The sequence below is a fragment of the Pedobacter sp. genome (assembly GCF_040513095.1).
Lineage (GTDB): Bacteria > Bacteroidota > Bacteroidia > Sphingobacteriales > Sphingobacteriaceae > Pedobacter.
Genome location: NZ_JBEVDX010000145.1, coordinates 1 through 11,983, shown reverse-complemented (window position 1 = coordinate 11,983; position 11,983 = coordinate 1). Strand labels below are relative to the sequence as shown.

Here is an 11,983-nt window from a genome sequence, read left to right as displayed (position 1 = left end):
GGAACATGTTCAAAAGGATTTTTATCAATGGCTGGACAAACAGGAGTTACCAGAAAGATGGAAATTGACAAGCTTTGAAAAGCAGGTGGTTAAGAATATCGATGATAACCCGATAGACTTAAGTATTGTTGCTAAAGTCAATCCCCGATTCGGGAATTGAGGATTGACTTTAAAAGGCGCTCTTCAATTGATTTGCTGCAGTGTTTATTTGATTACTTCCTTCAGTTTTTCCAGCAAATCATCTCCACGAAGGTTCTTTGCAATGATATTCCCTTCTGGATCAATAAGGAAACTTTGTGGAATAGCAGCAATTCCGTAGGCACTGGCAACTTCATTTTGACGGCCCCTAAGGTCACAAAGTTCTATCCATTGAAAGCCATTAGATTTAATAGCCTCCAGCCAGTTTGCCTTGTTATCATCCAGCGAAACTCCTATGATTTCAAAATTGCGATCCTTGTATTGATTATATGCTTTTTTTAGATATGGATATTCAGTACGGCAGGGTCCACACCAACTTGCCCAAAAATCAATAAGAACATATTTCCCTTTGTTCACCTGAGCAAGAGATACCTCCTCACCTTTGTCATTCTTTTGGCTGAAATTGATTGCTGGCTGACCGATAGCGAACTTTTTCGCTGCTGCCAGTCGCTGTGCTACCACTTTACCGGTATAAGATGATTGATAGGCAGAGCTCATTTTACTGAGCATTTCTTCAAAATCCTTAGGATCAGCAATTGCTATGGAATTTTCCGTCAGGTAATCCTGGGAAACCTGAGAGTCTGGATGACTGAGTACAAACCCTTTGATTGCCCGATCAAAATTTACCCATTTTTCTGACAGCATCTTCTTGCTTACCTGAGCAACTGAATCTTTAGGGATTGATTTCATTTTCGCTTCCCAGATTTGGTCAGCCTTTTTACTTTCAGTGTCTATCAGAGTTTTGAAAAGGATGTAATCAGCCTGGGACGGCCCTGCATTGATTCTTGCAGATGCGATTGTGGCTCCCTCAACCTTTATATCAGTTGGGTCGAGCATCAGATCAGTGCCGTCAATTGCCGGCATGACATCTCCGACTTTAAGCTTGTTCTTAACGCGCTCTGCAGGTAACAGCCAAAGGTTTGCCCTTACAGGATGGCTGATGGTCCCCTGAAAAGAAAACATCCCTCCGCTAAGCATTGCCGAGTCACGTACGGATTTCTGGCCATCGGTATAAGCAAGAAAAGCATAGCTTGAAGCAGGAACAGAGGTAATGCTGCCCTTGAGGGTAAACTTTTGTTGGGCAATTGAACCTATAGCTTGTAGCAGACTTGCTGCAAGCAGAATGATAAATTTAGATTTCATATCTGTAGTATTTAATTAATTATAACCAGGATTTTGTGTGAGATTACGGTTGAGGGTTCTTTGTGCATTTGGAACAGGAAACAATGCTGCCGATGGCTTCCATGTTGGCTTGGCTGCGCCAAGTACAGTGTTTATTCTTCCCGTTCGTTTAAGATCGAGCCATCGGTGCCCCCACTCAGTATTGAGTTCGATCCTGCGCTCCTGTTCTATAGCAAGCAGCATCGCATCTTTATCCGCAGCCGTGGTATTCCGTAACCCCGCCCGGTTACGTAGTATTGAAATATCTTCCCGTGCTCCCTGGATGTTGTTTTGCTGCGCCCTCGCTTCAGCCCTTATTAAAAATTGTTCGGGCATTCTCAGTATTGTATAATATTCAGTATTGGCACCGCTGATCAAACTTTGGTATTTATAGGGATAAGTGTAAGCAGTTCCGCTGTAATCAGTTGTTGCAGTCCATGCAGCTTTTCGTTTGTCACCCTCCTCGAATGCCGAGAGCAGACTGGAAGTTAAAAAGTAGGTAGGAACCTGTGTTACAGGATTTGGCAGTACTTCTGAGGCGTACCAGGTATATCCGGAATTATCATTATATAACTGCCAGATTGCTTCTGAACTGGTAGGACTAAATACGTTATTTAAATCGGGAGAAAGGGCAAATTGTGAAGTGTTACTGATAATACTGGTAGCCTCTGCTTCGGCCTCTGGCCAGTTCCTGTTATACAAATAGACCCTTGCCAGCATGGCCGTGGCTATCCACTTGTTTGCCCGTGTGCGGCTTCCATCAGAGTTGGAGTAATCTGACGGAAGGTTAAGCTGTGCAAATTTGAGGTCTTCAACAATCTGGGTGTAGACTTCTGCTGTGGCAGCTCTTCCCATATTTGTATTTTGGGCAACATCTGTCCGCAACACCAGAGGCACGTCTCCGTAAACATTTACAAGGTAGAAGTAGCAAAAGGCCCTAATAAACTTTGCCTCGGCCGATGCCTGATTTTTTAAGCTCTGCGAAATCCCTTCACTACCGGCAACTCCCTCCAGGATTGCATTGGCTACATAAATGGCTTTATAAGAATCTTCCCAGATTGCCGCCGCGTTACCATCAGTTGAAAGCACTGCATTGTTTTCGAATGCTGCAAAATCGTTGCCATTATACTGTAACTCATCGGCACTAACTGCCAGCAATGTGGATATACTGTTCCTGTAAGATCCCGCCTGTGGTGCAAATGATTCGTAAAGGCCGGCCAGTGTAGATTGTACAGTGGACGAATCCTTGAAAACGGTTGTAGTGAGTAATTCTGTTTTTGATGGACCCACATCAATTATTTTTTTGCAGGAAACAAAAAGCAGCACAATTCCAATCGCTGCAATTAGTTTAAATGTATATTCTGTTTTCATTTGATACAATGTTATAATGTGAATTTGATACCGGTAACCAGCATGCGCAGTGTTGGAAGACTTGTTGTTAATGTTTCTGGGTCTAATCCTTTATAGCTGGTAAAAGTGAGCAGGTTTTGTCCCTGACAATACACCTGGAGTGAAGAAATCTTCATCATTCTGGACATTGCAGCGGGAAAGGTATAAGATAATGCAACATTCTTAAGGCGTACAAATGATGCGCTTTCTATTACAGCGTCTGATGCCTTATAATAGTAAAAAGCATTTGTGGCTGCAGTACCATATCGGGGAGAATATCTCAATGGCACATCCAGAAAACTGACCGGAATATTGTAGCCCGTGCCGGGATAGTCGGTAAAGTTTAAATCACCCCTCCTGGCCTTCCTGTTTACAAACTGGAAAAGGAAGTCTAACTGAAAACCTTTATAGTTGACTGTGTTACTGAGGCCACCGAAGAACTTTGGATCAGATGTTCCGGCAACAATAAAGTCGCCACTACCATTGGCTGCAAGTCCCGAAGTGACCATTCCATCGCCATTTACATCCTGTGCAGTTGCTAGTCCATCAACAATTCCAGTTGAATGAAGTGCTGTTAGCAGGTTGAGGGGCTGACCAACCACATATGTATTCGCATATACCGAATTTTCAAGTTCATGAAAAGCTATGAGTTTATTGCGCGGCGAAGAGATATTGAAAGACGTACGCCAGCTCAGATCTTTGGTTTTGATATTCAGGCTGGACAGTTCAAATTCAAAACCCTTGTTCTGCACTGTGGCCGGGAGGTTAGCACTATACGAGCTGAATCCCGCCTGTATTGGCAGAGGCATCTCACCGAGAAGGTTGTTTGACCGGTTACGGTAATAGTTTGCAGACAGAAAGATCCTGTCCTGAAAAAATCCAAGCTCCATTGCAAAATCAAGCTTTTTGGTCACCTCCCATTGCAGATAGGGATTATTGATCCGCGTGGGGTTAATGCTCGAAGAAGGGCCATAGCCAATACCGGGATTATATGTACTTAGCGTAGCGTAATCCTGTATTGACTTATCGCTGCCTATGGTACCATAGCTGGCGCGCAACTTACCAAAGCTGAGCCATGGCATAGAGGCTGTTGCGAAATCTTCTTTGGAAAAAATCCAGGCTGCTGCGCCACTGCCGAAAGTTCCAAAAGGTTTTTCAGTGCCAAAGCGCGATGACCCGTCACGACGAATGTTGCCACTGATCAGATATTTACCATCATAATTGTATTCCAGGCGGGCAAACCCGGAATCATATTTATAGTTATTATATCCTGAAGATTTGTAAAGGATGTTAAGTGCATTGATACTGCTTGCAAGTTGGAGATTTGAAAAAGTGCCCAGCACGAAATAGGGCTGTGTACTTTCCATTTGCTGCCAGCTACCTCCTATCAGCGCAGTTAACTTACCCTTACCCCAGGTATGGCCATAGTTTAACTGAGGCTCTGCAATGTAAGTCTTGATGAAGTTATTACCGAGGACTGAGGTTGGCAGGGAATTTAAAAGTGGGTTACTGGCGTTGGCGGGGGTAATCGTAGTGCTGAATACGTTGTTATAATTGTAACCTGCATCGGCCTTAATGGTCAGATCATCCAAAATCCTGTAGCTTACATTTACACTGCTTATAAGATTGGTTGATTTAAGGCTGCTGATTGAATTGAAAGGTGCAAGCGGATTATTGTAACCCGGTCCAAAATATAAACTGCCATCTGACTTATAAAGAGGATAATTTGGCGGCAATGAATAGTTCGTAATGCCAAGGTTGTAATTTGGAACGCTGTTGTTGTCGGTATTGTAGCTTGCCGAAAATGAAAAGTTAAACTTTTCATCTTTACTCCTGTGCTGCATGCTGGTATGGAATTGGACAGCCTGGTCACGTGTGGAAGTGTTCATGACCGTTGTCTCACGGCGAAAATTACCCCCAAAGATAAACTGATTTTGCAGGTCGCCACCGGAGATGTTAAAGGCTGCCTTCGTCTGATGTGAGGTGTGGCCCATAAGCAAGTCAGGGATATCGGTATACCCGGACTGGTCCCAGGTAAATAAGTCTGGTGCAGTAATTACCGTTGGTATAATCCCCTCATTGGCAAAGGCCTGTTTTCTGATCCTCAGGTAGTCTGAGGTCTTTAACATTTCAACCATATTGGTTACTGCTCCAAATCCGGTATTTACATCAACGGACAACTGGGTTTTGCCAGCTTTACCCTTTTTAGTCGTAATAAGGATAACTCCATTGGCACCGCGTGAGCCATAAATTGCTGTGGCATCAGCATCTTTAAGCACGTTAATGCTTTCTATCTCGTCGGGACTTATATTGTTTAGCGGACTGAAACCCTGCTGGGAGGAGCCGCCCGCAGATTGCTCTACTGGCCGGTCGCCAAAGGGTATCCCGTCAATAACATATAATGGTGTACTGGACTGAAAACCGAGACTGGTTTGACCACGGATGGAAGCATTATAGGTAGCACCGGCATAACCCGCTCCCTGTGTAATAAACAGACCCGGAACACGGCCACTTAATCCCAGGATCGGATTTGTTACTGGCTGCTGTGTAATATCACTGCCTGAAAGAGTACTGACTGATCCGGTATTTAATCGCCTGGTTGTTGTTCCATAAGCTATAACTACTACTTCATCAAGTTTGGCATTGCTGATCTCAAGTGTCACATTCCCAAGGTCTGCCCTCACATTTATTTCCCTGGTAAGATAGCCTACGGAGCTGAGTATTAATACAGCCCCCTCATCAACTCTGTTCAGCCTGAAATATCCGGATGCATCAGAAATGGTGGATATACCGGCCCCTTTAACAAGTATTGTGGCGCCGGGAACAGCATTTCCGTTCTGATCGACAATGCGGCCACTCACGTCGATAACAGTAAATGCACCGATGATCCGATCGAGAAAGCTTGGTTTGCGCTCTGTTACGGTGACGGTTTTTTCATTGATAGAAAAAGTGAGGGGTTGATTTTGGAAGATAAGATCCAAAACTTCTCTAAAATCAGAATTTATGACTTTAACTGATACAGGCTTAGCGTTTTTGATTTGGGCTTCATTATATAAAAAAACGTAGCCACTCTGAACCCTAATCTCCCTGAGAATAGTTTTTAAAGAAGTGTTTGATTTCGATAAAGTGATCTTCTGAGCCAGGGTAGCTGAGCTTACCTGAGCGAGCGAGAGAATCAGTAATACGGTGGTTAGGCGCATGATGAGCATTATTTTTTTGTACAGCAATGCTGGCGCACGGCGATTCCTGGTATAATTTCTATACATTTGTTTGGTTTGGTTTTAGCTGGTACCTCCGGCTTCGAAAACTTTGATACCAGCGTAAGTTGATAGTTAATTGATTTAGCCAAATTGCAACTGGAAGTGCTTAAACGCACTTCTGGTTGTTTCTGCTCAGCGTTTAAATAGGTCGTTTTCTGTAGAATTTCATCATCAGGATTATGGGTTTATATACATTAATTATTTAGTTACATAGATTTTTCTTCCTTTGATTTGGAACTGCACCTTTCCTGTAGCCTGGAGAGATTTAAGTAATTTGGAGACACTATCAAATCGGGAGACTCCGCCGCCGAAGCGTTCCTTACTGATACCATCAACAAAAATCACCTCAACGTCATACCAGCGCTCAACCTGCCGCATGATGGTTCCCAGTTCTTCATTGTCAAACAGGAAGAGATTGTTCTTCCAGGCAATAGCCAGCTCAGTATCAACTTGCTTAACTTGAAGGCTGCTCCCGTTATTTATTAATTCAGTTCCGGGTGTAAGGATCTGCTGGCTTGTTGCAGTAGATACTACTATGCTCCCTTCAAGCAGGGTTGTTTTAGAAACAGCTTCTGTACTATAAGCGTTTATATTGAAGTGTGTTCCCAGTACCTTCAGCTCCTGCCCCCTTGTGTCTACTATAAAAGGGTGGGCTTTATCTTTTGCAATTTCGAAATAGCCTTCTCCGGAAAGGCTGATTCTACGCTCTTTTTTGTTTGCAAACGAGGCAGGATAGGTTAGTGATGATGCAGCATTCAGAAATATTCTACTACCATCTGGCAGCTGAACCTGAGTTTGCTGTCCACGGGATGTTTCAAGCGTATTTACAGCATCAGCCGTAACTTTATTATCAGGCATGATTGTATAGATGATGTCGCCGCTGGCATTCTTAGAAATCTTTACACCGGATTCCATAGCCAGGTCACCTGCAGTGGCAAGCCCAATGTTAACCTTCTTTCCACTACCCAGCGTCAGCGTTGCCCCGGTCCTGCCAGGTGCAATATCAGCGGCATAGCGTATTTCCTCAATAGATTTTACCCGTGAACTGAAAAACCATACGCTGAAAATAAATACTGCAACGGCTACGGCAGCCCCCAACTTCATATAGAGTGGCAAAAAAACGTTAGGTTTTTTATTGATCCGGCGATGAACCTGTAACAATACCCTTTCACTAACCGCATCAAAATTTTCAACCTGTATTTCCTGTGCTTTAAAACCATCGCACCAGGCATTGAATTGTGCAATTTCGGCATCCGTCGCAGTCAAATCAGAAATGCGCTCCATTATCAGGAGCAGTTCATTTTCGGCACTCATAGGCTTAGTTGATCAGGCTTTTATCAGCCGTATATAGAGAAGAGGGTTCAACCCACAGCAGCACCCAAGCCAAACAAAAATATATTTACATTAGTGCACACCAGAAAGACATCCGCCCCAGATGTATCTTCAATTTTTTTAAGGAAATATTCATTTGGTTCTCCACAGTTTTTTCTGAAATGCCCAGTTTCAGGGCAATTTCGCGATTAGTTAGGTATTCTTTACGGGAAAGCTCAAAAATCAATCTGGCCCTTTCTGGCAGAGTTTCGGTAAAAGAGCTGATAATTGCAATAAGTTCTTTAAGCTCCATGCTGTCAACGTCTACAGATTGCTTGAGCATGGGGGCATTTGCTAAAATTTCAGATCTTCGTTTACTCAAACGTATAGCACCAGACATGTTGAACTTTACTGCAGCAAACAGATATGCCTTCAGAGAGGTGATTTTAAGGTTTGCCCTATTCTCCCACAACCATGTAAAAACGTTTTGAAGAATGTCTTCGCATGCGGCTTCGTCCTTTAGAATTGTGTAAGCAAATTTATACAGGCTTTCAAAATGCCGGGTATAAATTTCATTAAAGGCTGCTAAGCTTCCTTCCCGTAGCAGTTCAATTAATACATCGTCACTTTCTATGGTTATCGCAGACATTTATAAATTCCGGGCTATTGGCGTACTTTTGTCAAAGATATATTTATCAGTGCTTTTACAAAGGTTAATTTTGAAATATAGCAGGAGGTTTGTATCCTCATTAATCTTTAGCCTGTTTACCTGAATTTTGATGTGAGAGTCTAATTTCGCATGATAAGAGAATCCTATTACAGCTAAAAATATGAGACATAAAAAAACCAGCTCCGAGGCTGGCTGAGAATTTAATTCAGGTCCTTATCCCCCATTCCACTTTTGAAGTTAAAGGACTGCCTGAATTCCAAAGGTGAAAGCTTTGTTTTGATCTTGAATAGTTTGCTAAAAGACTGCAGATGTTCAAAGCCCAGCTGGTAAGCGATCTCGCTCACAGATAAATCGGTTGCTGATAACTTTTCTTTGGCTTTTGCTATTAGTTTTTCATGAATGTACTGCTGAGTGTTTTGTCCTATCAGCATCTTAAGCAAGCGGCTGAGGTACTTCGGAGATATGTTCAGGCTCCCGGCAATGAACCCGACAGATGGCAACCCTTTGTTGATTAAGCCATCACTGCTAAAATATTCATCCAGCAACTTCTCTAAACGGTCAAGTATCTGATGATTGGATTTTTCGCGTATGATAAACTGGCGGTGGTAAAACCTGTCAGCATAACTCAGCAGGCTTTCAATCTGTGAGATGATAATCTGTTTGCTAAACCTGTCAATATTTGAGCGGTACTCCTGCTGGATATTCTGGATAATCTGGTTAATGATTGCTTCCTCTTTCTCAGAAAGGAACAGGGCTTCATTCAATGAGTAATCCCAGAAGTCGTATTGCTTTATTGTTGCCGCTAGTGAGGTGTTCCACAGAAATTCAGGATGGATATTGAGCACCCATCCTGATTGTTTAAATTCTTCGTCTTTTTTGCCCGGGACAACGGTAAAAACCTGGTTGGGAGCCATGAAGGACATGAGGCCTTCATCAAAATCAAACTGTTGCTGTCCATATTTCATTTGTGCACCGGAAACCTTTTTCATCGCGATGACATAAAAGTCCAGTAGCAACGCTGTTGGTTCCTCTCCATCTGATTGCCTGACGCTAGCAACATCAATCAGACTGATCATTGGATGTTCAGGTTTTTCAAGCTCCCTAAACCGATGAAATTCACTTATTGTCCTGATGTGCTTCATGCCTTTTTATTTTTGAATCTCAAGTACCAGTTTACCACGAACATGCCCCGTTATACTTTCCTCCTGTGCCTGGGCAACCTCTGCCAGAGGATAAACTTTACTGATCAGCACCTTTACTTTACCATCGTCAATAAGCTTCGCTATGTCAGCCAGGTCGGCGTGATTTTGACCGGCCACCATTTTGGCAGTCGCATTTTTACGGGCGATAGCATCGTTGAACGCATCATTAAAAGGAAAATCTACATTCACGCTGACAAATATACCTTCCTCTTTCAATACACTAACACCTTTTAATCGTTCCTCATGATCTCGCAGAGGCGAGGCATCCAGCACTAAATCAATGTTATCAAGCAATTCCTCAAACTTTTGCGTTTCGTAATTTACTACTTCGTCAGCACCAATTTGTCTTAAATATTCAAGATTATTGCCCGAAGCTGTTCCGATAACGTATGCTCCTTTGGCTTTTGCAAACTGTACTGCAAAACTGCCGATACCGCCAGAAGCACCATGGATCAGTATCCGCTGCCCTGCCTGCAATTGTCCAAGCTCAAAAAGGCCCATCCAGGCAACAAGCGCAGCTAAAGGCACGCCTGCAGCTTCGTTAAAACTGAGGGTTTCTGGTTTCAGGGCAAACTGACTGGCTTTCGCGGCGCAATACTCTGCATAACTGCCATCACCGGGAAAGTTTGGACAGCCAAATACCTGGTCGCCTTTTTTGAAGGTAGTTACTTCTGTACCTACCTCTTCCACAATTCCTGCTGCGTCACAGCCCAAAATAAGTGGTAGCTTGAGCATGGATTTGAAATTTTCATTTGTTCCGCTGCGAATGACACAGTCAACGAGATTTACCCCACTTGCCAATACTTTCAGCAAAATTTCATCAGGCGCAGGCACAGGGCGTTCCGTTTCTACCAATTTAAGAACATTCGTTCCCCCGTATTCATCTATTCTTACTGCTTTCATAATTATAATTTATAATTGTAAAGATGTATGCTGCCGGCACATTTTATTTAGCCAGAATACACTTTGGCTTAGCTGAAATGACATGGGAATTTTACGTGTGAATTTAGTTCATAAACTGCTTTCTGAACTGGTTGGGACTTAAGCCGGTTTCTTTTTTAAATAAACGGGAGAAGTATGGCGGATTCTCAAAGCCAAGCAAATATGCGATCTCATTTATTGATAATTTTCCCTCATTTAATAAGTTCTTAGCCTCTGAAACAAGAAAGATCTGTATGAGGTCCATTGCTGTTTTACCCGTTTCCTGCTTCAAAAGGTCACTCAGGTAACGCGGCGACAGGTTTAACTTTTCAGCCAGCATGCTAACTGTAGGTAGTCCCTTTTCTACAAGTTGCCCCTCTTCGAAATAGGCTGCCAGTGCTTTATCAAACTTTGTAACAGTGGTTCCCGAAATTATAAAACGGTTAATGAACTGCCGCTTATAAAAACGCATGGAATATTTGAGGATGGACTCGATATGCCCCAGGATGATTTCTCTGGTAAATTCGTCCTGGTTGTTGTGGTACTCCTGGACTATTCTTTCATACAAGTCCCAGATGATTTGTTTCTCTTTTACTGAAACATGAAGTGCTTCGTTTAGCTCGTAATTGAAATAGCTATACTTTTTTATTTCTGAATGGAGGGGATGTCCACTCAGATAATCCTCATGGAACCAGATTTCGAAACCCTCACCATCCAGGGCGATATCCTTCATCCGGATAGTTTGATTTGGCTTTAGAAAAAACATGGAGCCGCTTTGATGGTCATACCGTGTTTTACCATATCTGATCTCTCCTGAACTAAACTCTTTGAAAGCAATCACAAAGAAATCTGTTGTTACCTCATAACTGGCTACGCTGCGCAGGGGATTACAGGTGAAAAGCGTAAGCAGCGGATTGTCAGGATCCGGATAATTGTTACAGCAATGAACTTCACTAAGACTTTTAAAATGCATGGTGTTATGATTAAATTTTATAGCAGGCCATGAGCCCTGACAGAAACATCTTCCCAATTTTCCCAGGTAGCCAATCGCTCTGCATAAGATGATTGCGCCAATGGCAGGGCTTTCCGTCCAAGAATCAGGCGTAAGGGAGGATTTGCTGCATCTACCAGTTTCAGAATCGCTTCGGAAGTTGCTTTTGGATCTCCGTATGCATCAGCTGCCGAAAACTCAGGTTGTGCATATAATTCTGCTTTCATATCGTCATAAGCTGCAATTGGTTTACTCTGAACTGAAGACGTTCCAAAGTCCGTAGCATAGCCATTGGGCTCAACAAGGGTGATATGAATCCCAAAGTTCTTGACTTCCTGGGCCAGTGCTTCGCTAAGTCCTTCCACAGCAAACTTTGAGGCACTGTACATACCTACCGTCGCAAATGAATAAATACCAAGTGCGCTTGACAACTGCAGGATGTGGCCAGCTCCCTGAGCTCTCATAACAGGCAGCGCAGCTTGTGTCATCCACAATGTACCAAACAGATTAGCATCAATGATAGCTCTGGATGCCTGTTCTTCAAGTTCTTCAACGGCACCAAATAAACCGGTTCCGGCATTATTGATCAGAACATCAATTTTTCCGAAATGTGTTTTTGCTTTTGAGATTGCATCAAAACAGGCTGCCCTGTCTGTTACCTCTAACTGCAGTGGCAACACCGCGCTTCCGTACTTTTCCGCCAGATCGGCTAAACCATCAGCATTCCTGGAAGTGACCACCACCTGATCTCCCCGATCCAGAAATGCTTCTGCCCATATTCTACCAAATCCACGGGATGCTCCCGTAATAAAAATTGTCTTTGACATAATTCAATTGTTTTATTTATCTTTTTTAATAAGACAAATCTACGCTGAGAGCC

The 11,983-nt window shown here is 43.1% G+C and carries 9 protein-coding genes; all 9 read right to left on the bottom strand.

The genetic code is table 11. The features are described 5' to 3' along the window. Nucleotides 1–204: 204 nt before the first annotated feature. Nucleotides 205–1,341 carry a redoxin domain-containing protein gene (locus ABWY16_RS16575; RefSeq protein WP_353905769.1) on the bottom strand — a complete coding sequence of 379 codons (1,137 nt, stop codon included), beginning with the start codon at nt 1,339–1,341 and terminating at the stop codon, nt 205–207. Nucleotides 1,342–1,356: 15 nt separating this feature from the next. After that, nucleotides 1,357–2,730: a RagB/SusD family nutrient uptake outer membrane protein gene (locus ABWY16_RS16570; RefSeq protein WP_353905768.1), complete on the bottom strand. Its 1,374-nt coding sequence runs from the start codon at nt 2,728–2,730 to the stop codon at nt 1,357–1,359. Nucleotides 2,731–2,741: 11 nt separating this feature from the next. Continuing rightward, nucleotides 2,742–6,014, bottom strand: a complete 3,273-nt coding sequence (locus ABWY16_RS16565) for a SusC/RagA family TonB-linked outer membrane protein (RefSeq protein ID WP_353905767.1) — start codon at nt 6,012–6,014, stop codon at nt 2,742–2,744. A 192-nt stretch (nt 6,015–6,206) separates the two neighbouring features. After that, nucleotides 6,207–7,322 (bottom strand): FecR family protein, encoded by a 1,116-nt coding sequence (locus ABWY16_RS16560; RefSeq protein ID WP_353905766.1) that lies wholly within the window; start codon nt 7,320–7,322, stop codon nt 6,207–6,209. Nucleotides 7,323–7,407: 85 nt separating this feature from the next. After that, the gene (locus tag ABWY16_RS16555; RefSeq protein WP_353905765.1) at nt 7,408–7,968 is read right to left on the bottom strand and encodes an RNA polymerase sigma-70 factor; all 561 of its coding nucleotides are present in this window, start codon (nt 7,966–7,968) and stop codon (nt 7,408–7,410) included. Between the two features lie 221 nt (nt 7,969–8,189). Then, nucleotides 8,190–9,131 carry a helix-turn-helix domain-containing protein gene (locus tag ABWY16_RS16550; RefSeq protein WP_353905764.1) on the bottom strand — a complete coding sequence of 314 codons (942 nt, stop codon included), beginning with the start codon at nt 9,129–9,131 and terminating at the stop codon, nt 8,190–8,192. Between the two features lie 6 nt (nt 9,132–9,137). Beyond that, the gene (locus tag ABWY16_RS16545) at nt 9,138–10,094 is read right to left on the bottom strand and encodes an NADP-dependent oxidoreductase (protein WP_353905763.1); all 957 of its coding nucleotides are present in this window, start codon (nt 10,092–10,094) and stop codon (nt 9,138–9,140) included. A 103-nt stretch (nt 10,095–10,197) separates the two neighbouring features. Beyond that, entirely contained in the window at nt 10,198–11,085 is an 888-nt protein-coding gene (locus ABWY16_RS16540) for a helix-turn-helix domain-containing protein (protein WP_353905762.1), read from the bottom strand. Between the two features lie 17 nt (nt 11,086–11,102). Continuing rightward, nucleotides 11,103–11,930 carry an SDR family NAD(P)-dependent oxidoreductase gene (locus ABWY16_RS16535; protein ID WP_353905761.1) on the bottom strand — a complete coding sequence of 276 codons (828 nt, stop codon included), beginning with the start codon at nt 11,928–11,930 and terminating at the stop codon, nt 11,103–11,105. Between the last annotated feature and the right edge of the window lie 53 nt (nt 11,931–11,983).